A 26,365-nucleotide genomic window follows, 5' to 3' on the forward strand; every position below is an offset into this window, starting at 1 on the left:
TTCCCGGGCGGCGTCGCGCGCGCACCCTGCCCGGGGGACGCCGGGCGGGCCACCTGTAGGCTCGGTCGCCGGGTCGTGGCCGGTCCGGTGACCTGACCGGCGTGGCCGGCCCGGTGCGATCGGCCCGGTGCGGCCGGTCCGGATGAGCCGCCGTGCGGCGGCCCCGGTGGTGGAGGAACAATGATCTCGGTCTTCGGCAGCGCCAACATGGACCTGGTGGCCTACGTCGACGTCGCCCCGGCGCTCGGCGAGACCGTGACCGGCCGGTCCTTCGTCACCGTTCCCGGGGGCAAGGGCGCCAACCAGGCCATCGCCGCGGCGCGGGCGGGCGCGCGGGTGGCCTTCCTCGGCGCCGTGGGCGACGACGACTTCGGGACCGAGATGCGGCGTACGCTCGCCGGGGCGGGGGTCGACGTGAGCGACCTGCGCACGGTCCCCGGCCCGTCGGGCATCGCCCAGATCGTGGTGGACGGCGGCGGCGGCAACTCGATCATCGTGGTCCCGGGCGCCAACGGGACCGTGACCTCACCCTCCCCGGCCGAGATCGAGGTCATCTCCCGCTCGGAGGTGCTCCTGCTGCAGCTCGAACTTCCCGTCGAGGCCGTCACGGCCGCCGCCCGTGCCGCCCGCGCGGCCGGTACCACCGTGATCCTCACCCCCGCGCCGGTCCAGCCGCTCCCGGCCGAACTGCTGGAGGCCGTGGACGTCCTGGTGGCCAACGAGCACGAGGCCGCGGCGATCACCGGCCAGGCCGACCACGAGCGGGCCCTGGAGGAACTGCGGGGCACGGTCGGGTGGGTCATCGTCACCCTCGGGTCGCGCGGCGCGCTCACCGCCTCGGGCGACGGCCCCGTCGTGCACGTGGAGGCGCCCCGGGTGCCCGCGGTGGACACCACGGCCGCGGGTGACACCTTCGTGGGCGCCCTCGCCGCGGCCCGTGTCGAGCGGCAGCCCCCTGACCGGGCCGTCCGCTTCGCCACCGCCGCGGCGGGCCTGTCCGTACAGCGCGCGGGCGCCAGCACCTCGATGCCCACCCGCGCCGAGATCGACCGCGCCCTCTCGGGGACGGACGCCCGGAACGGCTGAACCGGAGCGCGGGTACGGGGGGTCGTCAGTTTCCGCCGAGGAGCGAGGTCTCCGAGAGCGTGAGCAGGAACGCGCCGACGGCGAGCAGCGCGATCGGCCACGACCGGCTGATGGCCGACCAGATCGCGGAGGCCAGGAAGCAGACCAGGGCGAGCAGCACGAGAACGTCCACGGGAATCTCCAAAGGGTCGGCGCCCGGACGATCATCGTCCGGGACGGGCGTCTACTGCCCCGCGATCACCGGAGGTAACGCGAAACTCCCGCTTTCATCGAACATCTATCGCCGACGCCTATGGACATAATGGACATATGGTGTTACGTCCCCTCGCAGAGGGCGGCGGCGGCCTCGGCGCAGGCCACGTCCTGGGGAATGCTCCCCCCGCTGACACCGATCGCGCCGCGCACCTCGCCGTCCCCGCGGGCACCGGTGAGCGGCACGCCGCCGCCGAGGTAGACGTAACGGTCGCCCGCCAGGCCGTACAGCTCGCCGCCCGGCACCGCCAGCGGTGCCAGCTCGGCGGTCGGCGTGTGATGGGCCACCGCCGTGTACGCCTTGGCCGCCGCCAGGGCCGGGCCGGCGATCCGCGCGCCGTCCATCCGCTGGAACGCGACCAGGTGCCCGCCCGGGTCCACCACCGCCACCGAGATGAGCGCCCCCTCCCGTGCGGCCTGTCTCACCGCGGCCTCGCACATGCGCAACGCGAGTTCCAGGTTCACCGCGCTCCTCACGGTCTCGGCACCGTTCCGACGACCTCCGGCGCGTGCGGCCGGGCACGGCGCGCCACCGGTCGGGTGATGGAAAACGTCATACCGATCCGACGCCCGACCGGGCCCCCCGGAGGACCGGGGCCGCCTCCGGAATCGCCCGGAAAGTGCCCCGGGCGGGGCGGCCCGCAAGAGGCGGGACGGGTGGTGCCCCGGGTGCGCACGGTGCGGGGAGGCGGGACCCGCACACCGCGGGGAGGGGACCTGTGCGCCGGGGGAGCGAGACCCGGAGCCGGGCGGGGAGCGGGATCCGGAGCCGGGCGGGGAGCGGGATCCGGAGCCGGGCGGGGAGCGGGATCCGGAGCCGGGCGGGCGCCGCGGGGACCGCCCGGATAGGATCCGACGCCGGGCCGGCCCCGGCCGGGCACCGCTCGTCGCCCGCCCGTCGCCTGTCCGCCGCCCGCTCGCCGCGGGCCTTCGCCCGACGCCGGAACGGCTCCGGCCCGACCCCTGGGGAGACGTCCATGCGCGCCCACGACCTGTCGGCCGGGGGCGGTGTGCTGGAACGCGTCCACGGCGCGGCCCGCGCGGCGACGGCGGCCTACGGCATGCCCGGCGCCGGGATCACCCTGATCAACGTGTCGGAGAACGCCACCTACCGGGTGGACGACCCGGTCACCGGGCGCAGGTCCGTCCTGCGGGTGCACCGCCTGGGCTACCACTCCACGGCGGAGATCGCATCCGAGCTGGCCTGGCTGGAGGCGCTGCGCGAGCAGGCCGGTGTGCGCACGCCCCGGGTGATCCCGGCCCGTGACGGTTCCCGGGTGGTGACCGTCCCGGGCGCCGAGCCGCGCGACTGCGTGATGTTCGAGTTCCTGCCCGGCGCCGAACCTCCGGCGACGCGCCCGCTGCCCGCGTTCGAACGGCTCGGCGCCCTCACCGCGCGCATGCACCGGCACGCGCGCGGCTGGTCCCGCCCGGCCGCCTTCACCCGCTTCCACTGGGACCACGAGGCCGCCCTCGGCGCGGGGTCGCGCTGGGGCCGCTGGCAGGACGGCCCCGGGATGGACGCCGGGGCGCGAACCCTGCTGGGACGGCTGGACAAGGAGCTGGAGACGCGGCTGCACCGCTTCGGACGCGATCCGGAGCGCTACGGCCTGATCCACGCCGACCTGCGCTCGGCCAACCTGCTCGTGGCCGGCGACGGGCCACCGGCCGTCATCGACTTCGACGACTGCGGTTTCGGCTGGTACCTCTACGACCTGGCCGCGGCGGTCAGCTTCGTCGAGCACCGTCCCGAGGTCCCCGAGCTGCTCGACGCCTGGGTGCGGGGCTACCGGACCGTGCTGGACCTGCCGGCCCGGGACGCGGCCGAGATCTGGACGTTCGTGATGTTCCGCAGGCTGCTGCTGGTCGCCTGGATCGGCACCCACACCGGCGCGGAGATCGCCGCCGAGCTCGGTCCCGGCTACACCGAGGGTACCTGCGAGCTGGCCGAGCGCTATCTCTCCGGCACGCTCGGCTGACGGGAGCCACCGGGCCGGCTGATCGGGCGCACTCGGTGCCCGGTGGCTCCGCCGGACATCACCGGAGGTCCGACCTGACCCCGGGCCACCCGCGGTCAGGGCCCCGGCCGCCGTCCGGGGCCTGTCGCCCCCGGGGGCAGGACCTCGGCCCGGGCCCTCCGCCCCCGGGGGTCAGGACTTCAGCTCGCGCCTGATGTCCTCGTCGCCCGGGGCCAGCTCCAGCGCGCGGGTCAGGTCGGCGACGGCCTCCCCCTCGCGCCCCGCGGCGCGCAGCGCCATCGCCCGGTTGAAGAGCAGCGCGGGGTCGGGCCCGGACTCCAGGGCCCGGGTGAAGTCGGCGGCCGCGCCCTCGGGGTCGCCGGTCTCGAACGCCAGCAGGCCCCGGTTGGCCCAGGCGGCGGCGAGGCCGGGGGCGAGCTCCAGCGCCCGGTCGAAGGCCGCGCGCGCCGCGTCGTGACGGCCCTGCGCGGTCTCCACCTGCCCCAGCGCGCAGAGCAGGTACGGGTTGCCCGGGGCGATGGCCAGCCCGGCCTCGGCGTCCGCGCGGGCCCTGCCGTACTCGCCGAGCCCGGCCAGCAACCCCGCCCGGTTGGCCAATCCGTCCACGAACGCCGGGTCCAGCTCCAGCGCGTGGTCCAGGTCCTCCAGCGCGCCCCGGTGGTCGCCCGCGGAGAAGCGGATCTCGGCCCGGTTGTAGTAGGGCTCGGGGAAGGGGGGCCCGGCCCGCATCGCCGTCTCGTAGTCGGCGACCGCCGCCTCCATCCGGCCCAGCCGGTGCAGCAGGTTGCCCCGGTCGATGTAGTAGTCGGGGTAGCCGGGATCGGCCGCGATCACCGCGTCCAGGTCCGCCAGCGCCTCCTCGGGGCGGCCCAGCATCACGGCGAGCTGGGCCCGGTTGGCCAGCAGCACCAGCCGGTGGATCGGGTGCTCGCCGGGCCGCAGGTCACGCCCGGCCAGGTCGACCGCCTCCTGGACCAGCTCCATGGCCTTGGCGGGACGGCCCCGCCGCGTCTCCACCAGGGCCCGGCCGTTGAGGTCGAAGCCCAGCTTGAACGCCCGCTCGCGGGGATCGGGCAGGAGCGAGGAGATGGCGATCGCCTGGTTCACCAGGGCCAGTGCGGCATCGGTGTCACGCCGCGCCACCTCGTGGTGGCGGACCTTGAGCATCCCGGTGGCGTAGGCGGCCGAGGCGTGCACGGCCGGGGAGACGCTCTCGCGCCTGGCCAGGTCGAACAGCTCCTCGGCCTCGTCCTCGCGGCCCAGCGCGGCCAGCGCGGTCGCGGTGCTGTGCAGCAGCCGCCACCAGAGGCGCGGGGCGCCCTCGGGGTCGGCGAGGCGCAGGGCGCGCCGGCCGAGGTCCACCACGGCGTCGTGGCATCCGGCGTCCAGGCACCACCGGACCGCGAACGCCAGTGCGTCCAGCGCCCCGGCCGGGTCGCCGCCCCGCTCGCGGTGGTGGGGGATCGCCCCGAGCCGCGCGCCGACCGTCCCGCGCCGCTCCAGCTCGTCGGCGCGGGCGTCGTGCTCGGACGGGGTGAGCGTCTCGGGCGGAGTGCCCCCCTCGCGGGTCACCACGGTCAGCAGCTCGCCGGGCACGCGGCGCCGCAGCACCGTCAGGAGTTCGAGGTCGGTGGGGTCGGCCAGGGCGAGGTTCTCCACGACGAGCGTCCGCGGCCCGGCCGTGGCCAGGTGCTCGCGGACGAACTCGGCCAGCCCGTTGGCCAGCCGCAGCGTGCGCCGCGGCGCGTGGACCAGGATGCGCTCGGCCTCGGGCAGGCCCGCGGCCACCGAGCGGCGCCGGGCGGGGATCAGGTCGTGCAGGTCGGGGGCGACGGCGCGCAGCTCGATGTCGTACCGGGCGACGAGGTCCGGCCGGGCGGTGGGCAGCAGGGCCGCGACGAGCGCGCCCGCGGCGGTGTAGGGCCCGCGAAGGTGCCGTCCGGCGTCCACGGTGGGGAGCGGCGGGGCGGCGGGAGGCGGGTTCTCCGAAGGGTGCGGTCCCCGGCTCACCGGACTCCTTCACGTCGGTCTCGCATCGGTCGGGTGCCTCCGAGGGTATCCGGCAACACCGTGTTCGGTGGGCCGGCGCCCGTGGCAGGACGCCGGTTCTGTACTCCGGTCTCAGCCGACGTGTTTGGGGCTCGCGCTGCCACTGAGGGTTACGGTGCCGGGTTTGTGAATGATGATGCGCTTCATGTGTTCCTCCCCGTTAATAGCAATAAAGGGCAAGTATTCGCAGGAGTGACGGGTATTGACAAGATCTTTTTTCCGACTGGCCGGATCAGGCCAGTTCCGCGCCCGCGGGCCCCGGACGCGGGTGCGGTGGCCCGTCCGCGGACCCCGGGCGGAGAGGCGGGAGAGGAGTAGTAACTTCGTCCCATGCGACTGGGCGTTCTCGACATCGGTTCCAACACGGTCCATCTGCTGGTGATGGACGCGCACCGGGGGGCTCGGCCGCTGCCCGCGTACTCCCACAAGGTGGACCTGCGCCTCTCCGAGCACATGGAGGACGGCGACCGCCTGTCCGTCCGGGGCGCCGCGCGGTTGCGGGAGTTCGTCGAGGAGGCGCTGCGGATCGCCGAGGACAAGGGCGTGGAGGACCTCATGGCCTTCGCCACCTCCGCGGTCAGGGAGTCGGTCAACGGCGAGGAGGTCATCGCCGGGATCAAGGCCGGCACGGGCGTCGACATCGAGGTGCTGTCCGGCCAGGACGAGGCGAGGCTGACGTTCCTGGCGGTGCGCCGCTGGTTCGGCTGGTCGTCCGGGCGACTGCTCGTGCTCGACATCGGCGGCGGGTCCCTGGAGATCGCCACGGGCCTCGACGAGCAGCCCGACGCGGCGGTCTCGCTCCCGCTGGGGGCCGGGCGCCTCACCCGCGACCACCTCTCCGCCGACCCGCCGCCCGCCGAGGAGGTGCGGGCGCTGCGCCGGCACGTACGGACCGAGATCGCCCGGACCGTGGGCGAGGTCTGCCGGTACGGTTCGGCCGAGCACGCGGTGGCGACGTCCAAGACGTTCAGGCAGCTCGCCAGGATCGCCGGGGCCGCGCCCTCCGGCGAGGGGGAACGCGTGCGCCGGGTGCTCAGGCACGCCGACCTGGTCGGGTGGGCCGACCGGCTGGCCAGGATGAACACGCGCGAGCGCGCCGGGCTGCCCGGGGTCTCCGAGGCGAGGGCGCCGCAGCTGCCTGCCGGGGCGATCGTCGCCGACGCGGCGATGGACCTGTTCGGGGTGGAGCAGCTGGAGGTGTGCCCGTGGGCGCTGCGCGAGGGAGTGATCCTGCGCAGGCTCGACGCCATGCCCGAGAATTGAGGTTTACCAGGGGCTGAGCGGGTTAGAGCGCATGTTCATGAACAGCCCACAGGCTCAGGCGGAAGGGGCCGCTCGTAAAGCGGCCAACAGTCAGGCGTTGGACAGGCTCGCGCGGGTCGGAATGGCCTGCCGGGGCGTCCTCTACGGACTGATCGGTTTCCTTGCCCTGCAGATCGCCTTCGGCGGGGGAAGCGGCGGCAAGGAGGCCGACAAGACCGGCGCCATCGAGATGGTGGCCGAGCAGCCGTTCGGCAAGGTGATGCTCTGGCTCATGGTCGTCGGCTTCATCGCCCTGACCCTCTGGCAGCTCTCCGAGGCGGTCATCGGCCGTGGCCAGACCAAGGACCGCGTGGAGTCGGCGGCGCGCACCGTCGTCTACGGGCTGCTCGTGTTCGCGCTGCTCGGCATGGTGCTGCGCGGGGACCCGGGAAGCTCCATGGACGGCAAGTCCAAGGACATCACCGCCATGCTGATGGACCTGCCCGCCGGGCAGTTCCTGGTGGGCCTGATCGGTCTCGGCCTGATCGCGCTGGGTGTCTACTGGATCCACAAGGGATGGAAGAAGAAGTTCCTGGAGGACCTGCGCACCGGCCAGATGCCGGCCAGGGCGCGTGACCTCGCCGAGAAGTTCGGCATGGCCGGCTACATCGCCCGCGGTGTGATCGCCGCGGTCGCCGGTGTCTTCGTCATCCAGGCCGCGATCACCTACGACCCGGACAAGGCCAAGGGCATCGACGCGACGCTGCGCTCGCTGGCCGAGACCCCGGCCGGTCCGTGGCTGCTCGGGCTCGTCGCGATCGGCCTGCTGCTCTTCGCGGCCTACTGTTTCTTCGAGGCTCGCTGGCACCGCATGTGACGGATGGGACCCTGCGTTACGGCAGGTGCGGACAGGCAGGTGGGGGCCCTTCGGGCAAGCCCCACCTGCCTGTCCGGTAAGTGATCACATTCCTACTTTTCCGAGACATCTCCCGTTCCGACCTCCGCGTCTTCCCAGAAGCGAGAACGACATCGGAGGGGGCGTCATGGACGTGTCGGAGTACGACGGCGACGAATGGGTTCTCCACCTCGCGGGCCTGCCCGACCAGGTGGCCAGGGCCCGCCGCCTGGTCTCGGCGACCCTGGGGCGCGACCACCCCCTTCACGACGACTGCGTCCTGCTGACCAGCGAGCTCGCCACCAACGCGGTGATCCACTCCCGGTCCGCCGGCGGCGGGACGTTCACCGTCACGGTGACCTGCTCGGCGGGGGGCGTGCGGGTCGCGGTCCAGGACGAGGGATCCTCCCAGGTCCCCTGCGCGTGCCGCGCCTCGGCCGAGGCGACCGGGGGCCGGGGCCTGCCCCTGCTGGAGACGCTGGCCCACCGCTGGGGCCTGGTCAGACAGGCCGGCTTCAACAGGGTCTGGTTCGAGCTGGTCCCGCAGCCGGCCGAGGTACGCGCCGCCAGCCTGGCGGTCGCCGGGTGAGCGCCGGGGACACCGGCCCGCCCGCCGGTCGCCCGCGGGGGAGGGCGCACGCCGGGAGCGGCCGCCGGCCCGGTGGGAGAGGGCACGCCGGGAGGTGCCCTCAGGCCCGGCGGGTCTCCAGCAGGAAGCAGCCGAACTCCACCGCCCGCAGGTGGACCGCGGCCACCTCCCGGTCGCGGTAGAGGTCCTCCAGCTCCTCCTCGATCGCCGGGCGGCCGTCGCCGGCCTCCACGTACCGTCCCCGCAGGATCCGGCCGTCCGCCGCGTACGCGCGCAGCACGCGCCGGTCGCCGCGCATGGCGTCCGGGAGGCCGGGGCCCGCCGGCCCGCCGCAGCCGCCGGGGTGCACGAACACCGGCCCCACCTCGTCGTACGGTCCCGGGTCCGCCCCGGTCTCCGCGGCCCAGCGCCGCAGCGGCGCGTACGACACCAGCGCGATCCTCTCCCCGGGCAGGCTCCGGCCCAGGCAGCAGCGCATCGGGTTGCCGCCCTCCTCGTCGAGGACCATCCGGGGGGCGCCTCCCGCGTCGTCGCGTTCCAGCAGTTCCCTCACGACGTCCGGGGCGACGGCCAGGACGCGGAAGCGCGTCTTCGTGATCTCCGTGTGGCTCATGCGCCTCATCCTGCCGCCGGGGACGCGGGAGCTCTGGCCGTGATCGGACGGCGCGCTCGCGTTACCTGGCATTCGTCCCAGCAGAGGACATACAACGGCGAACCACCCTTCACACCCTGTAAAAGGGCGAAGAAACGACGCCGGAGCGCTGGTCTCATGACCTCTCACGGACGACCACGAGGGGAAACGATGAGAATCAGAACCCGCTTACGCGCGGCGGCCGTCGGTGCCGCCGCCCTCACGCTCCTGACCCTGCCGGGGACGGGGATCGCCGGCGCTCAGGCCGCCGGCGATCCCGGGGACAAACCGCCGATCGCCAACCGGGACGCCCCCCGGGCACCGGCCCCGGCCGGGTTCACCGGCTGGGACGCCCTGTTCGCCGAGCAGGATCGGCTCAACGGGGTGGCCGACCGGATCACCGAGAGGGGGGAGACGGCCGAGGGATTCGGGGGGATCGTCGTCGCTCCCGAGAACCACGAGGTGCGCCTGTACTGGCGGGGCACGGTGCCCGACGCCGTACAGGAGGTCGTCGAGCAGGGACGGCAGGTGGCGCCGGTCCGTGTGCTTCCCGCGGCGCACACGAACGACCAGCTCCTCCAGGAGGCCACCCGATGGCTGGAGGCCGGTCAGGTCAGCGGTGCGGTGCCGCAGCCTGACGGCAGCGGCGTCCAGCTCTCCGTCGCCGGGGGCGACACCTCTCCGGACCAGTTGCGGCGGCCCGGCGGATCGACGGCGCCCATCGCCGTCGAGCGCGGCGAGACCTTCACCCCCGTCTACGACCGGCAGAACGACGTCCCCAGCTACTACGGCGGCGGGCGGACCTACAACAAGCAGGAGTGGAGCGGCTGCACGGCGGGCTTCCCGATCGTCGACCGGAACGGCAACACCGGGTTCCTCACCGCGGCCCACTGCGGGAACCTCTGGACCGACTTCTACGACGGCGGGGACGTCTACGACCAGGCGAACCACATGGGCCGCCTGAACTGGCGCATCTCCAACCGCGACGCCGCGATCGTCAACGGGAACACGACCGGCAGGGTCTTCGTCGGCGGCAAGACCTCCTCCTCCAGCGCCAGGGTGGTGGACGTGATCAAGTCCTATCCCGGCAACTACGTGTGCAACTCCGGCGCCACGATGGGGGAGATCTGCAACATCAAGGTGACCCACTACGGCTGGAGCGGCACCTACAGCAACGGCCAGCACGTCAAGCACATGATCCGGGCCAAGCACGTCAACGGGTCCTGCGCCGGGGCGGCGGGTGACAGCGGCGGGCCGGTCTACAGCTACGCCGACCTCTACGACACGGTCAAGGCGCAGGGCATCTTCTCCGCCTACAGCAAGAGCGTGAACTGCGGTGGCCCGACCGGTGGCTCCGTGATCGTCTTCCCCCGCGTCTGGGACGTGCTCCTCGCCTTCGAGGCGTCGCTGCTGGTGTCCTGACGCGGGCCTCGCGGCGGGTCACCCGAATCGCGGCGGGGCACCCGGAGGATCCCGGTCACGCCACGGGAGGCGGCGGAGCCGGGCGGGCGCCGAGCTCGGTCAGCAGGCCGGCCATCCGGCCCGCGCGCAGCGGGTCGACGGGCAGCACGTGTCCCGTCCACCAGCGGGCCACCTCCGGCGTCGGCCCGTGGGGGACCAGGTCCAGGTAGTCGTCCAGCGGCGGGTCGTAGACGAAGCCGGGCACCACGCCCCGGCTCTCCAGCCGGGCCACGAGCCCGTCGCGGTCCTCCACCAGCAGGGGCACCCGCAGCAGCGGCCGAGGAGCCGCCCGGCGGACCCCCTCGGCCGCCCACGGGGTGGCGCGCAGCAGCTCCACCCCGGCCACCCGGCGCTCCCGCTCACGGTCGACGACCCGGAAGCGGGACCGCTGGTAGCCCAGGAGCGGCGCGCCCTGGCGCATCCTCCACTCGTCCAGGTCGATCCGGAGCCAGTACCGCATGGCGTCCGGGTCGACGGGACCGGCGGCAAGGAGCGCCCGCAGCTCGTCCTCGCGCGGCGGGCAGCGGTGGCCGGTCCACCGGACGAGCCCGGCCGCCTTGAGGGCGTGCCACATCGGCCGGACCAGCCCGGTGCGGTAGATCGTCTCGCGCAGCGCCGGCCGCAGCGCGCCCGAGAGCTGCGCGCGCGCCCCGCCGGGGAGCAGCAGCTCCTCCCTGGCGCGCGCCAGAGAGACCAGCGCGGCCGGGTCCCGCGCGGTGAGGAACCCGCCGGACATCGCCCGCCCGTGCTTGGCCAGGCTGAACACCCCGGCCTCCCCGAACGTGCCCGCGGGGCGGCCGTCCACGGTCGTCTGCATGGCGTGCGCGGCGTCGTCCAGCAGGACCACGCCGCGACGGTCGCACTCGGCCCGCAGCTCGCTCACCCGGTCGGGCTGGCCGTACAGGTGCGTGGTGACGACACCGGCCAGGCCGGTCCAGTCCACGGCGGGCACGTCGATGTTGCCGTCGTGCCAGGAGACCGGCGCCATCACCGGCCGCAGCCCGGCGGCCAGCACCGTGAACAGCACGGTCTCGCAGTTCGTCGGGGAGATCAGCACCCGGTCGCCGGGGCCGAACCAGTGCCGCAGCGCCAGCAGCAGGCCGAACCTCGCGGACGGCACGTGCAGGCACTCCTGGCCGATGCGGTCGCGCATGACCGCCTCGATCGCCCGGCGGCGATCCGTGCCGCCGCCGGAGCCCCCGGAGCCCCGCGGACGGCCCCCTGGGCCACCCGGGTCGCCGGAGCCTCCGGGGGTGGTGGAGACGGTGCCTCGCCCGCTCATGCGGTCCTCCGGCTCATACAGGCCCTTCCGCCCGCAAAGGCCCTCCGGCTCATGAAGGCCCTCCCGCCCACAAAGGCCCTCCGGCTCATGAAGGCCCTCCCGCTCATCCGGCCTCTCCGCTCATTCGTCCCCCGTCGCCGCGCAGCCGCCCGTACCGCTTCATGGCCCGGTCGGCGACGCCGTACAGCGCCGGGGTGTCCAGGACTAGGCGCCGCGCGCGGCGGACCGGTTCGGTGCGCAGCCAGTGCGCCGTCGCCGCGACCGACCTGCGGCGCACCGTGCCCTCGGAGACGGGGACGGTCCTGGTGCACAGCGCGTCCTTGTACTCCGAGCCGTTGCTGATCCCCAGGTCCAGCGAGCGTACCCCGATCCCCGCGGCGGCCTCGACCATGCGCAGGTGCTGGATCAGGCCGGGGGAGTAGCGGGCGTACTCGGGATCGTAGGCGGGGAACCAGCCGATCATCGTGGTGTCGGTCCGCAGCCCGAAGTGACCCGCCACGGGCCTGCCGTCCGCGTACAGCATGGACAGCGGCCCGGCGAAGTCCGGGGTGTCGGCGGCGTGCAGGCGCTCGACCAGCTCCACCACCCACGACCGGGCGAAACGGTCGGGGCGGCCCATCCGCCGGTACTGGGCCGACTTCCAGCCGCGCAGCAGTCTCAGCTGCTCCGGGTCGCGTACCGCGAACTCCGAGGTGACCTCGCCCACGTCGCGGCTCAGCTTCCGCTCCTTGTACAGGGTGCTCTTGACGAACTTCGGGGAGCGTTCACGCAACCCGGCCAGGAAGGCCGGGTAGCCGCCGGCGAAGTCGAGGACCACCGCCTGCTGCCTGAGCGTCTCGAACGGCCGGAACCACCGCTGGCCCTCGACCATGCAGCCGAACTCCCACACGCTCAGCCCGCACGCCCGCAGCAGCGCGCCGGCGTCGAACTCGGCGCCGGGCCGGTGGATCACCCCCTGGCAGAGCGAGACCCACCCGCCCAGGGCGGCGCCCACCCCGCCGCCGCGCCGCTCGAACGGGAAGAACCCGACCGGCCCGTCCGACTCGGTGATCACCGCCACCCGCGCGCCGGCCGAGACATGGCCCATCGCGACCGTGAAGTCGGGACTCAGGAAGGGGTTGCCCAGGGACGGGGTGGAGTGTTGCATCTCGCGCCAGGTCTTGAGCTCGACCGGCCCCAGCTCCCCCGGCCGGACGACGCTGACCCTCATACGCGGCCCCCGGCCCCGCGAGAAGGGCCGGTGGCCGAACCGGCGGCGGACGTCAAGCTAGCGTTCACGAGGGGATGCCTTTCTCGAGGCCTGGGCTCAGGCGCTGGGCGTCTCGAAGGCGGCCCGGGGAACGGTCGCGCGCAGGACGGAGGAACCCTCGGCCGCGGAGCCGCCCCCGACCCCCGATCCCGGCGGCGCCTTCCCCGGAACCACCGTGTGACGCGGCAAATCTATAGGGGTTCGGCCCGGTCCGCTGAACGACGGCCAAACCCCGTCAGGCGGTGTCCGATCCGACGGGGGTGGGCAGCCCCGTCACGGGTCCCGGCCACGCCGGCGGGACCGCCGGGGTGAGCCGCTCGACGACCGTCATCGCGCGCCGGGCGTACAGCGGGTCGATCGGCAGCACGTGCCGGCCCCACCAGCGCGCCACCTCCGGCGCGGGCGAGGGGTCGGTGAACTCCGGAAGGTACCCGTCGTAGGGCGGGTCGTAGAGGTAGCCGGTGGCGACGCCGTGCCGCTCCAGCTCGGCGATGGCCTCGTCGCGGCCGGATACCAGCAGCGGCACCCGGAAGAGCGGCTGGTCGAGGTGGCGGCGGACCGCGGCCGCCACGGAGGGCAGCGCGGCCAGCATCGAGACCCCCGCGATCCGCCGCGACCTCTGCCTCGGCAGCGTCCGCAGCCGCCTGGACTGGTACCAGCGGGCCAGGTGGCCGCGCCTGGTCCGGTAGTCGTGCAGGTCCGCCTGGACCCAGGAGTCGAACGCGGGAAGCTGCGGGGCGTACTCCAGGGCCCGCAGCAGCTCCACGGGGCGCGGGGCGATCCGGTAGCCCTCGCGCTCCTCCTCCATGCCGAGCGCGCGCATCGCCCGCAGCGCCGGGCGGACCATGTTCAGGCGCAGCGCGGCGTGCCGGCTCGCCGAGGTCAGCACGCTGTGGATCTCCCTGCGGAAGACGCCGGGCTGCAGCAGCCGGTCACGTTCGCGCTCCAGGACGCGGAGATCCTCGAGGTGCTCCACCGCGAGCACCCCGCCGGAGCCCGCCCCGGCGTGCTTGGACAGGCTGAACACGCCCGCCACCCCGAAGGTGCCCAGCGGCCTGCCGTGCACGGACGTCTCGATCGCGTGCGCGACGTCCTCGATCAGGATCTTGCCCGCGAACGCGGACACCCGGTCCGGCAGGCCGTACAGGTTCGTGGTCAGGACGGCGTCCACGGTGTCGAGGTCGACGGCCCCGGCGTCGATGTTGCCGTCCTCCACCGAGAGGGGGGCGATGACCGGGCGGAGCCCGGCGGCGAGCACGAGAAAGAGGATCTCGTCGGCCGAAAGGGGGGACATCAGCAGCCGCTGGCCGGGACGGCACCAATGCCGCAGGGCCAGATACAGGCCCAGGCGGTTGGAGGGAAGCGAAAGGCAGAGGCGATCTGTCCGCTTCGCCACAATGTGCTCAGGAGTCACCGGAGACCGTCTATCACGTACGACACCATGACCACAAGCTGTGGCAAAGTGACGCTAGTCGGCGCTCACCTGCGAGGACGTACCCTGCCTGATCACCCGGCGGATGTTGGGGAAGATCAGCAGGGCGACCAGGAGCTGGCTGCCGAGCATCGCGTAGCCCACCGCGACGATACCGAAGTGGGGGAACAGCACCGCGATCGACGTGAGGACCAGAACGGCCATCCCGATCTGGATGAGGGCCAGTCTGCGCGCCCGGCTCTGCGCGCGCAGCATGCTCAGGCAGATCTCGATCACCGTCTGGGGGAGCACCGCGATCGCCATCAGCCGCAGCAGCGGCGTGCCCGCCTCGGCGAACCCGGGGCCGAACACGCTCAGGATCAGCGGCGCGCCGATCACCACCACCAGGATGACCGGCCCGACGATCAGGAAGGTGCGGCGAAGGGCGTTGCGCACGCTGTCGGCCAGCCGCGCGGCGTTGAAGGAGCCCTCGACGGTCAGCGAGACCGCCATGTTCGCCGCCAGCAACCCGATCATGGAGCCCAGCGTGTGGGCGATCGAGAAGTACCCGAACGTCGGCGCGTCGTCGAGCCAGCCCGCGACGATCACCGGGACCAGGTAGAGGATCAGCAGGATGGAGAACGCGCCGGGGAAGTCCCCGGCCAGGAAACGTCCCACCTCGCGCAGGTGCGGCGGGTTGGCCGCGCTCACCTCGGTGTCCTTGACGTGCCGGGGGATGACGACGCCGAAGATGAACCAGCTGATCGGCACCAGCGCGATGGCGGTCGGCACGATCCAGGAGACGAAGATCCCGCCGAAGAGCCCGCCCTGGGGCAGCGCGACCGCCAGCGCGGCGAGCATGCCCATCTTCACCAGCCCGAACGCCAGGCTGTTGACCGGCACCCAGACGGCCTTGCGCAGCCCGGCCAGCGTCACGTCCTGCAGGGTGAAGACGGTCCAGACGAGCACCGAGACGAGGAAGAACAGCCCCGGGCCGAACCCGCCCAGGTGGGTGTAGACCGACCCCCACATCGGCAGCGTCAGCAGGAACCCCAGCGCCGCCACCAGGCCGGTGGCTCCGGCGATCGCGTAGCCCCGGAGCACGAACTCGGCGGTGCGGCGGCCGGCCACCGGGATGAACCTGGCCAGCGCCCCGGCGAAGGCGAGGCCGGTCAGGGAGGCGAACAGCCGCATCGCGCTGATCACGGCCTGACCCTCGCCGAACGCGGTGGGGGTGTACAGGTGCGTGGCGAGGAACCAGTAGCCCAGTCCCAGGACGGCGGTGATCCCCGTGTTGATCATCAGCGCGTAGCCCTGGAGGAACAGCGGGTTGCGCAGGTCGTTGCGAAGGCGGTCCATCAGGCCGGGCCTGCGGTCGGTGGCCACCCTCCGGCCCTCCGCCGGGCCCTCCGTCGGGCCCTCTGCCCGGCCCTCTGTGCGGCCCTCTGTGCGGCCCATCGTCTGGTCGCCTCCGTCGCGCGTCACGTCGTCATCGTCGGCCGGAGCCCTTGCGCCGGCCTTGCCGTCGGCTGTACGGAGATCCGCCGCGCGGAGATCGGCCAGACGAGGATCCGCCGCGCGGAGATCGGCCGGACGAGGATCCGCCGTGCGGAGACGGGCGGCCGCGCTCGGCCGCGGGTGCGGCCGGTCGGGCCGCTCTCCCGGCGCGGGGGCGCCGATCGGGTGGCGGGGGGGCGGGGAGTGGCGCCCGAGGTCGTCCTCACTCACCCCGGTGCCCCCGGTCCGCGCGTGCCTCCGGCGTCCCCCGTGCGGGTTCGCGGGTGTCCCGCGTTCCCCGTACGGATCCGTGTGTCTCTCGCGTCTCTCGCGTTCCCCGTACGGACCCCTGGGCCGCGGGTGTGGTCGCGCGACCGGCGGACGGGGCGAGGGCCCCGCCGGGAAGCCCGGTGGGCGGCGTCAGGGGCGTCCGCCTCCCGTCACGAGACCGGCCGGTCACGGAGGGGAACATGAGAGTCGGCACGTGAGCCATGATGCCCCAGTTTCAGGCGCCCCGCGTCCGGCATACGCGGGGAAGCCCACGGATGGGTTGGATTGTGATATGGAGTGCCCTGTTTTCTGGGGATTCGAGAAACCCAACGTGAGACGGCACACACCTCCACCTGCGACGGAGACCGCACGAGGGAAGGGACGGCGGGCCACCACCCGGGCGGAAGTGACGCGGGAGCGGGTGAGGGCGGCCCGGTCACCCGGTTGGTGGGAGTGACGCGGGGACGGCCGAGGGCACCCCCGTCACCCCGCTGGTGGGAGTGACACGGAGGCGGGCGAGGGCACCCCGTCCACCCGGCGGGTGGGAGTGACACGGGGGGCGCCGGGGAACGGCACCGAGGGCGGGCGCCGGGGAACACCGGGAGCGGCACCTTCTCGCCGTCGTCTCACGCACTCCCGGCCGGCTACGACGCCGTCACCCCTGAAGGGTCCGGGAGCCCGGTCCTAGTCGCTGAGCGCCGCCTCCGGGGTCTTCTTGGCCGCGGGCTTGGCCAGGCTGGGGTCGCCGGCGGCGAACGCCTCGGCCACCTTTCCCCCGATACGGCCACGCTCGCTGACGTCTATCCCGTGGGACTTGGCCCAGGCCCGGATCTCGGCGCTCCGCTCACGATTGCCACCGGCCCCCTTGGTCCTGCCCTTGCGCCCGGAGGCGGTGCTCGCCTTGCGGGCGACGGACTGGAAGGGCTTGAGGGCCTCGCGCAGCTTCGTGGCGTTCTTCGAGCTCAGGTCGATCTCGTAGCTGGTGCCGTCCAGGCCGAACGAGACCGTCTCGTCCGCCCGCTTCCCGGTGATGTCATCGGTGAACGTGACGACTTGCTGACGTGCCATTGTGTCACTCCTTAATCTTGGCGTCAGAGTGCGGCTGCGAACCCGGCCGACCGATGGTTCCCGCGTCTCTTCCCCGCGCGCAAAACTCTAGTCCCTCCTTTCACCGCCGCGTGCGGGAAACCCCTGTCCGTCGGAGATCCATCCTCTGGGACAATTACCCGAGGCCGAACTCCGGGTCTCCACGTCATTGAGAAATGCTTCCCTGTGGGAGGGGATTAAAAACGGCCGCGGCGCCGACGGGTTCCCCGGCACGCCTATGGCGGTGCAGGGGGACTCACCCGCGCGCCGGTTTTTCGGACGGGGGCGCGGAGGTCTTTGAAGTTTCGTGACCTACGGGTGGTTTTCGCCCTCGTCGCCTGAAAAATGGAGTGGACGACGCGCGACCGCCGCCCGCGACTCCGCCGGATCTCGCGTCGCGGGAGGTTCCCCGGGCGTCGGCACGAGGCGTCCCGGTCCGGGCGTCGTGACGTCTCTCCGTCGTCTTTCCGCTGGTCCGGAGGCTCTTGCGTGGTCCGGTCCCGGCCGGTGTCAGGTGCCGGGCCGACGCCACCTCGGCGCCGCGCCGCCGCGGAGGCGACGGCCCGGCGGGGGCGGGGCGGTCCGGGCGCGGGACACGCGAAGGCGGGGCGGGATCCGTCCCGGTTGTTCTGTGGTAATTCGCACCGTCCGGATGTCCGTAACCGAACGCGCCCGGGTTTCCCGGGACAAATGACTTGTCCCGCTCCCGAATGGGCTCCCCTCCCCCGCCGGGTTTGCGGTCTTCACGATCGTGGCCTTCGAAGCGCCTCTCCGGGACGTGACCGATCACATTGAGGGGCGGCGCGGCCACGCTCGGGTAAGACAAGGGTCGTCTTCTGGACGGGGCGATTCCGGTTGTCTCGCATTGCGGGCGGCGAGCGGATGGGCGTGGTTTGCTCTATGACGACTATTGGTCCGTTCCACCGTCCTGGGGATCAATCCATCGGAGTTCCCCGAATTGTTGGGTTGTCGCCGGGAAAACGGGCGGGCCGTCACCGCGGCCGGCGCCGCCCCGCGCGACCGTCCCCCGGGACCCCGCAACCGCCGGGATCGCCGGGGCCGCAGGGGCCGCCGGGGCCGCCGGGGATCGGTGGTTCGCGCCCGCCGGGGTCAGTCCTCTCCGCCCCGCGGGCCCCGGTCGCCCCCGCCCTCCACCGCGCGCCCCTCGCGCTCGATCTCCCGGTTGAGGAAGAAGTTCAACGCGGTACGGATGGCCGCTATCGCCGCGAGCTGCCCGATCTGCGTGAAGCTCGGCGCGATCGCGGTGCGCAGCACGTCGCTCGCGAGCTGGAACTCCAGGCCGAGCGCCAGGAATCGCCCCAGGAACAGCCGGACGGCGATGAAGCCCTGATCGTGCCGCCGCACGGCCACCACGACGAAGCGGACGAACGCGATGGCCGCACCCGAGAAGATGACGGCCGCCCCGGCGACCTCGATGAGGCGGACCAGCAGGTTGACGAACTCCCGGAGGGTCTCCTCCGGTAGAAGATCGAGCATGCGCTGCTGTTACCCGGCGTTCCCGGAGCCATGCGCCACGACCGTCACGGACATCGCATCGGTCACGGACGTCACATCGGTCACGGACGTCACATCGGTCACACCTGTCACGGACGTCGCACGCTTCACAGGTGTCACACGGGTCACGGACACCGGCGGCGTCACCTTCATCACTCCGGTGACGGGGGCCTCACAGGTAGAGCCCGGTGCTCTCCGGGACGGTCCTGCGGTCGAGCACGCCGTCGCGGAGCGCGAAGAGCTCGGCGAGGGTGGCGCCGGAGCGGGGGAGCCCCTCGGTGGTGCCGAGCCAGCGGGCCGCCTCCTCGTACGGCAGGCGGCCGACCTCGATCCGGGAGAGACAGCGGCCCGGCCGGGTGACGGCGGGGTGCAGGTGGGCCAGGTCCTCGTTGGTGGTGATGGCCACCAGGACGTCGCGGCCCTGCCCGAGGAGCCCGTCGGTCAGGTTGAGAAGGCGCGACAGGCCCTGCCCGACGGCCTCCTTGGCACCGGACCTGATCAGCTCGTCGCAGTCCTCCAGCACCAGGAGCCGCCAGCGGTCGCCCTCCCCCTCCTCGCCGCCGTCCATGCCGACCGCCACCTCCATCAGGTAGCCGGGGGACTGGAACAGCGCCTCCGGGTCCAGCACGCAGTCGACCTGGCACCAGGACCGCCACTCGTGCGCGATCGTGCGCAGCAGCGTCGTCTTGCCGGTCCCCGGCGGGCCGTGCAGCAGCACCAGCCGGCCGTGCACCTCGGAGGGGGTGACGGACATCAGCCGCGAGAGCGGCCCGCCCACCGAGGCGGCGTAGTTGCCGGAGACCTCCGCCCAGGGGGAGGCGGTGATCGGCCTGCCCGCGCGGCGGCCACCGTGCGGGCCCTGCCACCAGAAGCCCATGTCGACGTGATCGCTCTGCGGGGCGGGCTCCTCGGCGTCCCTGGTGACCTCGTCGAGCACCGTGCGGGCCAGTTCCTCGTCGACGGCGGTCACACTGACCGTGGCGGCGCGGTTGCGGTAGCGGACCACGCGCAGCGTCCACCCCTCGCCGCGCAGCAGGCGCGACTCGGGGCCGTCCTTGTTCGAGGCGGCCCGCACCAGCGTTCCCGAGGCGGGGGCGAGGGAGGCGTCGGCGCGGACCCGCTCCAGGCTCGCGCTGCACGACCACGGCTGGACCCCGGTGGCGAACGGCGACAGCGCCAGCGCGTCGATCACGTCCGCGGCCGAGTCGCTGTCGTCGAGCCAGATCTTCATCGGTACCTCCGCCGGGTCTGGTTCCGGCGTGAAGTGGGCCTCCCTGAGTACGGACATGGCGGCAATGATCCTCGCGCAACGTCCACCGGTCGACGGGTTTTCGGTCCTCGCCCGGTGGTTTGGACCGGTCGGTCACGGTCAGGGGAGGGGCGTTTCGCTGCTCGAAGTTTTCCGATGTCCCCGGAGTGCCCTCACGTCACGATCCGATGAACACCGGTTGATCGACCTGCCCCATATGGTCACGTGTCAGCCGTTACGCTCCGGTGGGCCGACATATCTCAGACAGTGGAGACGTTCCTTGGCCATCGATCTCGTCACCCGCCGCGAATGGGGTGCCCGCTCCCCCCGCGGCTCCTACAGCAGGCTCACCTCCACCAGGGGGGTGAAGGTCCACTACACGGGGGGTCAGGTCAGCCCGGACATCGTCGACGACCACGCCAGGTGCGTCGCGATGGTGAAATCCATCCAGAACCACCACATGGACGGCAACGGCTGGATCGACGTGGGATACTCCCTGCTGGTCTGCCCGCACCGGAAGGTCTTCGAGGGACGCGGCCTGAACCGCGTGCCGGCGGCCAACGGCGCAGGGCTCAACAGCGACCACTACGCGGTCCTCGGCCTGGTGGGGTCCTCGGGCCTCACCACGCCCAACGACGGCATGCTGCACGGCATCCTCGACGCCATCGAGTACCTCAGGGACAAGGGCGGCGCGGGCCGGGAGATCAAGGGCCACCGCGACGGCTACTCCACGAGCTGCCCCGGCGAGCCCCTGTACACGTGGGTCAGGAAGGGCGCCCCCCGCCCCGGCGCGGGCCCCGGCGGCCCGCCCGGGCCGCACCCCTCCTTCCCCGGGCGTACGCTCACCCAGCCGCCGGTCATGCGGGGCGAGGACGTCCGCACCTGGCAGGGGCGGATGCTGGAGCGGGGCTGGGACCTCGACGTCGACGGCCTGTACGGCCCGGCCTCCGAGGACGTGTGCCGCAGGTTCCAGAAGGAGAAGGACCTGCCCGTCACCGGCGCGGTCGACCGGGTGACGTGGAACGCCTCCTGGGAGGTGCCGGTCGACTGAACCGCGTCCCGCCACGGGGATCGGCGCCGGGCACGAACCCGGCGAGCGCTCCCCGTCCGGCTGCGCTTAGTATCCGGTGCATGACGGTGCCGCCTGAGGACCCTCGATCGGCCGGCGAGTTCCCATCGGTCACCCGTGAACGGTGGCGGGAACTGGCGCTCGGGGTGCTGCGCAAGTCCGGAGTCGAGACCGGCTCCCCGGAGGAGGCCCTGGCCTTCACCACCCACGACGGCGTGACGATCGCGCCGCTCTACGACGCGTCCGACCTGCCGGGAGATCCCGGCCTGCCCGGGCGGGCCCCCTACATCCGGGGTGCCCGCGCCGAGGGCGGCTGGGAGGTGCGCCAGCGCCACGAGACGCCCGACTCCGAGGCGATCCTCACCGACCTGGAGAGCGGCGTCACCTCGCTGTGGCTCGCCCTGGAGCCCGAGGACCTGCCCGCCGCCCTGAAGGGTGTCCACCTGGACCTGATCTCGGTCGCGCTGGACGCGGGCGGGCGGACCCGCGAGGCGGCCGAGGCGCTGTTCGCCACGGCCGCCCGGAGCGGCGGGGCCGGCACGGGCGGCGGGGGCGCCGTCCTGACCGGCACCCTGGGCGCCGACGCGCTGGCCGACGCCCGTACCGCGGCCGAGCTGGCCCGCCGCTGCGTGGACGGCCACCCGGGCCTGCGGGCGGTGGTCGTGGACGCCACGCCCTACCACGAGGCGGGCGGCGGCGACGCCGAGGAGCTGGGCTGCTCCCTCGCGGCCGGGGTCGCCGCGCTGCGCGTCCTGACCGGCGCGGGCCTGGAGGCGCGCGAGGCGTTCGACCAGCTGGAGTTCCGCTACGCGGCCACCGCCGACCAGTTCCTCACCATCGCCAAGCTCCGTGCCGCCCGCAGGCTCTGGGCGCGCGTCGCCGAGGTGTGCGGCGTCCCCGGGGAGCCGCAGCGGCAGCACGCGGTGACCGGCTCGGCCATGATGACCGCCCGCGACCCGTGGGTGAACATGCTTCGCACCACGCTCGCCTGCTTCGCGGCCGGGACCGGTGGCGCCGACGCGGTCACCGTGCAGCCCTTCGACACCCGGCTCGGCCTGCCCGACGCCTTCTCCCGCAGGATCGCGCGCAACACCCAGGCGCTGCTGGTGGAGGAGGCGGGCGTGGCCCGGGTGATCGACCCCGCCGGGGGCTCCTTCTACGTCGAGCGGCTGACGGAGGACCTGGCGGACGCGGCCTGGGGGTGGTTCCAGGAGATCGAGCGCGCCGGGGGGATGGCCGGCGCCCTCGCCTCGGGCCTGGTCGCCGGGCGCCTGTCCGCCACCTGGGAGCGGCGCTCGGCCGCCATCGCCAGGCGCCGCGACCCGATCACCGGCGTCAGTGAGTTCCCCGACCTCGACGAGCGGCCCGTGCTCAGGAGGCCCCGGCCCGCCCGGGAGCCCGCGAGGGAGGCCGCGGGGGGCGCCGGGGTGCACTACGCCGGGGAGTTCGAGGCGTTGCGCGACCTGGCCGACGCGCGACCGGCGCGGCCGAAGGTCTTCCTCGCGACCGTCGGCCCGGTGGCCGCGCACACCGCGCGGGCGTCGTTCGCGGCCAACCTGTTCCGGGCGGGCGGCATCGCCACCGTGCCCGGCGGCGCGTCGGCGGACCCGGAGGAGATCGCCGCGGCCTTCGCCGCCGCGGACACCCCGGTGGCGTGCCTGTGCTCCAGCGACCGGCTGTACGCCGAGCACGCCGAGGCCGTGGCCGCCGCGCTGAGGAAGGCGGGCGCGACGCGGATCTGGATCGCGGGCAAGGGGGAGTTCGAGGGCGTGGACTCCCGGCTGTACGCCGGATGCGACGCGCTCGGCGTGCTCCGGACGACATTCGACGACCTGGGGGTGACCCGGTGATTCCCGACTTCTCCGAGATCGAGCTCGGCCCGCGACCGGCCGCCGACGACACCGGCGCCCCGGCCCCGGACGCGGCCCGGGATCCGGGCCCGGACGGGGTGTGGGAGACGCCCGAGGGCATCGGCGTCAGATCGCTCTACACCGCCGCCGACCTCGACGGCCTGGACTTCCCGCACACCTACCCCGGCGCCGCGCCGTACCTGCGCGGGCCGTACCCGACGATGTACGTCAACCAGCCCTGGACGGTGCGGCAGTACGCCGGGTTCTCCACCGCGGTCGAGTCCAACGCCTTCTACCGGCGCAACCTGGCCGCCGGGCAGAAGGGCCTGTCGGTCGCCTTCGACCTGGCCACCCACCGGGGCTACGACTCCGACCATCCCCGGGTGACCGGCGACGTCGGCATGGCGGGCGTGGCCATCGACTCCATCTACGACATGCGGCAGCTCTTCGACGGCATCCCCCTCGACAGGATGAGCGTGTCGATGACCATGAACGGCGCGGTGCTGCCGGTGCTGGCGCTCTACGTCGTGGCCGCCGAGGAGCAGGGGGTGGCGCCCGAGCAGCTCGCCGGGACCATCCAGAACGACATCCTCAAGGAGTTCATGGTCCGCAACACCTACATCTACCCGCCGGCGCCGTCGATGCGGATCATCTCCGACATCTTCGCGTACACCAGCGAGCGGATGCCGAAGTTCAACTCGATCTCCATCTCCGGCTACCACATCCAGGAGGCCGGGGCCACCTGCGACCTGGAGCTCGCCTACACCCTCGCCGACGGCATGGAGTACCTGCGCGCCGGCGTCGAGACCGGCCTGGACGTCGACCGGTTCGCGCCGAGGCTGTCGTTCTTCTGGTGCATCGGCATGAACTTCTTCATGGAGGTCGCCAAGCTCCGGGCGGCCCGGCTGCTGTGGGCGCGGATCGTCTCAGGCTTCGGCGCGAAGAACCCCAGGTCGCTGTCGCTGCGGACGCACAGCCAGACCTCCGGCTGGTCGCTGACCGCCCAGGACGTCTACAACAACGTGGTGCGCACCTGCGTGGAGGCGATGGCCGCCACCCAGGGCCACACCCAGTCGCTGCACACCAACGCCCTGGACGAGGCGCTGGCCCTGCCCGGCGAGTTCTCCGCCCGGATCGCGCGCAACACCCAGCTGCTGCTGCAGCAGGAGTCGGGCACCTGCCGGGTCATCGACCCCTGGGGCGGCTCCTACTACGTCGAGCGGCTCACCCACGAGCTCGCCGAGCGGGCCTGGGCGCACATCGAGGAGGTCGAGGCCGCCGGGGGCATGGCCAGGGCGATCGACGCCGGGCTGCCCAAGCTCCGCATCGAGGAGGCCGCCGCCCGCACCCAGGCGCGCATCGACTCCGGGCGCCAGCCGGTCATCGGCGTCAACAGGTACCGGCCCGACGTCGACGAGCCGGTCGAGGTGCTCAAGGTCGACAACAGCGCGGTGCGCGCCGAGCAGCTGGACAAGCTGCGCCGCCTGCGCGCCGAGCGCGACCCCGTACGGGTGGAGCAGGCACTGGCGGCCCTGAGCAAGGGGGCCGAGGGCGACGGGAACCTGCTGGCGCTCTCCATCGAGGCGGCCCGCGCGATGGCCACGGTCGGGGAGATCTCCGACGCGCTGGAGAGGGTCTTCGGCCGGCACGCGGCGCAGATCCGTACGATCACCGGGGTGTACCGCGAGGAGGTGGGGTCCGGCGTGGACGAGGTCCGGGCCGCGTGCGCCGGGTTCGAGCGCCTGGAGGGGCGCCGTCCCCGGATCCTGGTGGCCAAGATGGGACAGGACGGCCACGACCGGGGCCAGAAGGTGATCGCCACCGCCTTCGCCGACCTCGGCTTCGACGTGGACGTCGGCCCGCTGTTCCAGACGCCCGAGGAGGTCGCCCGCCAGGCCGTCGAGGCGGACGTGCACGTGGTGGGGGTGAACTCGCTGGCCGCCGGGCACCTCACGCTGGTGCCCGCGCTGCGCGAGGCGCTGGCGGAGCTGGGCGCCGAGGACGTCATGATCGTGGTCGGCGGGGTCATCCCGCCGGACGACTTCGACGCGCTGCGCGCGGCCGGCGCGAGCGCCATCTTCCCGCCCGGCACCGTGATCTCCGACGCCGCCCGCGGCCTGCTGGCGGACCTGCTCACCCGGCTGGGCCATGACGCGGGCGCATGACGACTACGTCCGGGGGGTGACCGGGGGGTCGAGGGCCTGGATCGGGCGCGCGATCACGCTGGTGGAGTCCACCCGGGCCGACCACAGACAGGCGGCCCAGCACCTGCTGGCCGAGCTGACCCCGCACGCCGGCGCGGCGCGCAGGGTCGGCATCACCGGCGTGCCGGGCGTCGGCAAGTCCACCTTCGTCGACGCCCTGGGCACCCGGCTGACCGCCATGGGGCACCGGGTGGCGGTGCTGGCCGTGGACCCGTCCTCGACGCGCACCGGCGGGAGCATCCTGGGGGACAAGACCCGGATGTCCCGCCTGGCGACGGACCCGGCGGCGTTCATCCGCCCCTCGCCCACCTCGGGCACGCTGGGCGGCGTCACCCGGGCGACCCGCGAGGCGATGGTCGTGGTGGAGGCGGCCGGCTACGACGTCGTGCTGGTGGAGACCGTGGGGGTGGGCCAGTCCGAGACGGCCGTCGCCGACATGGTGGACACCTTCCTGCTGCTGACCCTGGCCAGGACCGGCGACCAGCTCCAGGGCATCAAGAAGGGCGTGCTGGAGCTCGCCGACGTGATCGCCATCAACAAGGCCGACGGCGCCGAGGGCAGCCCGCACGAGCTGGACGCGCGCCGGGCCGCGAGGGAGCTCGCCGGGGCGCTGCGCCTGCTGGGCGCGGACCGGACGCCCCCGGTGCTCACCTGCAGCGGGCTGACCGGCGCGGGGCTGGACGAGCTCTGGGAGCACATCACCGCCCACCGCGACGCCCTGGAGGTCTCCGGGGAGCTCGCCGAGCGGCGCCGCCTGCAGCAGGTCCGCTGGACCTGGGCGCTGATCACCGACCGGCTGCTGGCCCGGCTCCGCGAGCACCCCGGGGTCGCGGAGGTCGTCGCCGGGGTGGAGGACGAGGTCCGCGAGGGCCTGCTGACGCCGTCGGCGGCGGCCGACCGCGTCCTGGACGCCTTCACGCGCTGAGCCGCCACCCTCGCGGCGTCGGGCGCCCGTCCCACGCGCGGGCCCCACGCGCCGGGCGCCTTCACCCGGGGCGACGTCCTCACGCGGTCTGACCGCCGGAAATCCCGGTTCGCCGGGACGGCGGAATCCCCCGGCCACGTGCCCGGACGGTCGTCCTGACGGCCGCGTGTCTCGTCCCCGCGGGGGAGCGGGCAGCACGGACGGTGACGGACGGGCGTATACGGTCCGTAATCGTGACACGCCCTGTCAATCCCTGTCAAGTCAACGGCCGACGAAAGCCTTGTTAATAGCGTGTTTCATCCCGTTACAGGCATCTATTTCCAGGTATGGGTTGATCGCTCCGGGTTGATCATGTGATAATCCGCCCTAACAGAATGAAAGTGCAATAAAAGAACTTTAGATCTGCATCGTACGAGAAGGCACGGGAAGGCACGCGAGGGCTGACCGGACTGACCGGTTCTGGCCTTTTCTCGTACGTCGACACGCTATGACGCGACGGCTGTTCCCGGTCCGCGTCACACCGCCCGTGCGATCCGCTGCGGGCGGCCGTCACGCTGCGTTCCCTGACGCGGCG

The 26,365-nt window shown here is 73.2% G+C and carries 21 protein-coding genes; 10 read left to right on the forward strand and 11 right to left on the reverse strand.

Annotated elements, in window-relative coordinates; genetic code table 11:
- The first annotated feature begins 180 nt into the window (after positions 1-180).
- Positions 181-1,086, forward strand: coding sequence for a ribokinase (gene rbsK / locus ACLQ2R_RS07435; protein WP_425958583.1), 906 nt, complete (start codon positions 181-183; stop codon positions 1,084-1,086).
- A gap of 25 nt (positions 1,087-1,111) precedes the next feature.
- On the opposite strand, the gene ACLQ2R_RS07440 is transcribed toward rbsK, so the two are convergent.
- Both ACLQ2R_RS07440 and ACLQ2R_RS07445 read right to left on the reverse strand, forming a co-directional pair.
- Positions 1,112-1,258, reverse strand: coding sequence for a hypothetical protein (locus ACLQ2R_RS07440; protein WP_425958584.1), 147 nt, complete (start codon positions 1,256-1,258; stop codon positions 1,112-1,114).
- Positions 1,259-1,401: 143 nt separating this feature from the next.
- Positions 1,402-1,803 carry a GlcG/HbpS family heme-binding protein gene (locus ACLQ2R_RS07445; protein ID WP_425958585.1) on the reverse strand — a complete coding sequence of 134 codons (402 nt, stop codon included), beginning with the start codon at positions 1,801-1,803 and terminating at the stop codon, positions 1,402-1,404.
- Between the two features lie 512 nt (positions 1,804-2,315).
- On the opposite strand from ACLQ2R_RS07445, the gene ACLQ2R_RS07450 reads away from it, so the two are divergent.
- Positions 2,316-3,317 (forward strand): phosphotransferase enzyme family protein, encoded by a 1,002-nt coding sequence (locus ACLQ2R_RS07450; RefSeq protein WP_425958586.1) that lies wholly within the window; start codon positions 2,316-2,318, stop codon positions 3,315-3,317.
- Between the two features lie 171 nt (positions 3,318-3,488).
- Here ACLQ2R_RS07450 and ACLQ2R_RS07455 read toward each other — a convergent pair whose 3' ends face one another.
- On the reverse strand, positions 3,489-5,327 hold the full coding sequence (locus ACLQ2R_RS07455; protein ID WP_425958587.1) for a tetratricopeptide repeat protein: 1,839 nt from the start codon (positions 5,325-5,327) through the stop codon (positions 3,489-3,491).
- Between the two features lie 369 nt (positions 5,328-5,696).
- Here ACLQ2R_RS07455 and ACLQ2R_RS07460 point away from each other — a divergent pair, with 369 nt between their 5' ends.
- The 3 genes from ACLQ2R_RS07460 (at position 5,697) to ACLQ2R_RS07470 (ending at position 8,092) form a co-directional block, all read left to right on the forward strand.
- Positions 5,697-6,629: a Ppx/GppA family phosphatase gene (locus ACLQ2R_RS07460; protein ID WP_425958588.1), complete on the forward strand. Its 933-nt coding sequence runs from the start codon at positions 5,697-5,699 to the stop codon at positions 6,627-6,629.
- A 97-nt stretch (positions 6,630-6,726) separates the two neighbouring features.
- Positions 6,727-7,485, forward strand: coding sequence for a DUF1206 domain-containing protein (locus tag ACLQ2R_RS07465; RefSeq protein WP_425958589.1), 759 nt, complete (start codon positions 6,727-6,729; stop codon positions 7,483-7,485).
- Between the two features lie 166 nt (positions 7,486-7,651).
- A complete protein-coding gene (locus ACLQ2R_RS07470) occupies positions 7,652-8,092 on the forward strand; it encodes an ATP-binding protein (protein WP_425958590.1) in 441 nt (146 codons plus the stop codon).
- A gap of 100 nt (positions 8,093-8,192) precedes the next feature.
- On the opposite strand, the gene ACLQ2R_RS07475 is transcribed toward ACLQ2R_RS07470, so the two are convergent.
- The gene (locus tag ACLQ2R_RS07475; protein ID WP_425958591.1) at positions 8,193-8,705 is read right to left on the reverse strand and encodes a DUF1203 domain-containing protein; all 513 of its coding nucleotides are present in this window, start codon (positions 8,703-8,705) and stop codon (positions 8,193-8,195) included.
- Positions 8,706-8,894: 189 nt separating this feature from the next.
- On the opposite strand from ACLQ2R_RS07475, the gene ACLQ2R_RS07480 reads away from it, so the two are divergent.
- Positions 8,895-10,145, forward strand: coding sequence for a S1 family peptidase (locus ACLQ2R_RS07480; RefSeq protein ID WP_425958592.1), 1,251 nt, complete (start codon positions 8,895-8,897; stop codon positions 10,143-10,145).
- A 55-nt stretch (positions 10,146-10,200) separates the two neighbouring features.
- Here the strand turns inward: ACLQ2R_RS07480 and ACLQ2R_RS07485 are convergent, their stop codons facing one another.
- From ACLQ2R_RS07485 to ACLQ2R_RS07515, 7 genes are all read right to left on the reverse strand, one after another.
- Positions 10,201-11,466, reverse strand: a complete 1,266-nt coding sequence (locus tag ACLQ2R_RS07485; protein WP_425958593.1) for a DegT/DnrJ/EryC1/StrS family aminotransferase — start codon at positions 11,464-11,466, stop codon at positions 10,201-10,203.
- Between the two features lie 103 nt (positions 11,467-11,569).
- A complete protein-coding gene (locus ACLQ2R_RS07490; RefSeq protein ID WP_425958594.1) occupies positions 11,570-12,676 on the reverse strand; it encodes a GNAT family N-acetyltransferase in 1,107 nt (368 codons plus the stop codon).
- A 274-nt stretch (positions 12,677-12,950) separates the two neighbouring features.
- Positions 12,951-14,129, reverse strand: coding sequence for a DegT/DnrJ/EryC1/StrS family aminotransferase (locus tag ACLQ2R_RS07495; protein WP_425958595.1), 1,179 nt, complete (start codon positions 14,127-14,129; stop codon positions 12,951-12,953).
- A gap of 54 nt (positions 14,130-14,183) precedes the next feature.
- Positions 14,184-15,512 carry a lipopolysaccharide biosynthesis protein gene (locus ACLQ2R_RS07500; protein ID WP_425958596.1) on the reverse strand — a complete coding sequence of 443 codons (1,329 nt, stop codon included), beginning with the start codon at positions 15,510-15,512 and terminating at the stop codon, positions 14,184-14,186.
- A gap of 1,065 nt (positions 15,513-16,577) precedes the next feature.
- On the reverse strand, positions 16,578-16,961 hold the full coding sequence (locus tag ACLQ2R_RS07505) for a histone-like nucleoid-structuring protein Lsr2 (RefSeq protein WP_425958597.1): 384 nt from the start codon (positions 16,959-16,961) through the stop codon (positions 16,578-16,580).
- Between the two features lie 1,128 nt (positions 16,962-18,089).
- Entirely contained in the window at positions 18,090-18,476 is a 387-nt protein-coding gene (locus tag ACLQ2R_RS07510; RefSeq protein WP_425958598.1) for a DUF1622 domain-containing protein, read from the reverse strand.
- Between the two features lie 190 nt (positions 18,477-18,666).
- Positions 18,667-19,782 carry a DUF5925 domain-containing protein gene (locus ACLQ2R_RS07515; RefSeq protein WP_425958599.1) on the reverse strand — a complete coding sequence of 372 codons (1,116 nt, stop codon included), beginning with the start codon at positions 19,780-19,782 and terminating at the stop codon, positions 18,667-18,669.
- Positions 19,783-20,023: 241 nt separating this feature from the next.
- On the opposite strand from ACLQ2R_RS07515, the gene ACLQ2R_RS07520 reads away from it, so the two are divergent.
- The 4 genes from ACLQ2R_RS07520 (at position 20,024) to meaB (ending at position 25,791) form a co-directional block, all read left to right on the forward strand.
- Positions 20,024-20,794 carry a peptidoglycan recognition protein family protein gene (locus tag ACLQ2R_RS07520; protein ID WP_425958600.1) on the forward strand — a complete coding sequence of 257 codons (771 nt, stop codon included), beginning with the start codon at positions 20,024-20,026 and terminating at the stop codon, positions 20,792-20,794.
- An 80-nt stretch (positions 20,795-20,874) separates the two neighbouring features.
- Positions 20,875-22,662, forward strand: coding sequence for a methylmalonyl-CoA mutase family protein (locus ACLQ2R_RS07525; RefSeq protein WP_425958601.1), 1,788 nt, complete (start codon positions 20,875-20,877; stop codon positions 22,660-22,662).
- Entirely contained in the window at positions 22,659-24,827 is a 2,169-nt protein-coding gene (gene scpA, locus ACLQ2R_RS07530) for a methylmalonyl-CoA mutase (RefSeq protein WP_425958602.1), read from the forward strand. The genes ACLQ2R_RS07525 and scpA overlap by 4 nt, the downstream gene beginning before the upstream one ends.
- Positions 24,811-25,791 (forward strand): methylmalonyl Co-A mutase-associated GTPase MeaB, encoded by a 981-nt coding sequence (gene meaB, locus ACLQ2R_RS07535; protein WP_425958603.1) that lies wholly within the window; start codon positions 24,811-24,813, stop codon positions 25,789-25,791. Before scpA ends, meaB begins: the two co-directional genes overlap by 17 nt.
- The last annotated feature ends 574 nt before the right edge of the window (positions 25,792-26,365 follow it).

It is taken from the genome of Streptosporangium sp. DT93, assembly GCF_049844535.1.
Lineage (GTDB): Bacteria > Actinomycetota > Actinomycetes > Streptosporangiales > Streptosporangiaceae > Streptosporangium.